Genomic DNA, 544 nt, shown 5'->3' with positions numbered 1-544 from the left:
TCCTCAAGCTGAAAAAACTTTAACTCAGAGCAGAAAAGCACCCTCTGTCATCTCTTTTTGCGTCATCTTTTATCCCATTGTCCAATCAGATGATTTGACAGGCAGGCCTTCAGTGGTCGTCACGACAACAGGTTCACAGTTGGTAAACAATGGAGGAGAAACTGGTGGGAGTGGTTGCGGGATACCCAGAGCTATACGGCCTGATGATAGACAGCAGGTTCTCAAACTGCCCCTGAGTCATCCTAAAATATGCCTGGAAATGTCCATGATGGAGGAGAAGCTCCTGGACCAACTGGTGGTACTCCCCATGATCCAGCCTCTTTTTTAGGGTCTCATGTACCCACACAGATCTCTGTTTATCTGCTGACAGCCTCTCACCCTCAACTAGAGCTACAGCAAGTACCCTCTGCCTGTCCATTTTTATGAATTACTGTAAACCGTTCAATGAGGATATGTTAATCCATGACAATGCACAGAGATGACCATTAACAGGCAAGAGGCTGTGTTGCAAACTGTGGTAAAACCCCCTATTGAGACACATTTT

1 protein-coding gene is annotated in these 544 nt (G+C 46.0%); it reads left to right on the top strand.

The window, feature by feature from the left end; translation table 11 throughout:
- A partial coding sequence (locus R7E78_RS29760; protein ID WP_318059099.1) for a hypothetical protein occupies window positions 1-328 on the top strand: 328 nt, incomplete at its 5' end.
- Window positions 329-544: the final 216 nt, after the last annotated feature.

This window comes from Vibrio sp. YT-19(2023), from assembly GCF_033337395.1.
Note: the sequence above shows the minus strand (reverse complement) of the source record. Positions and strands in the feature narration are given on the sequence as shown.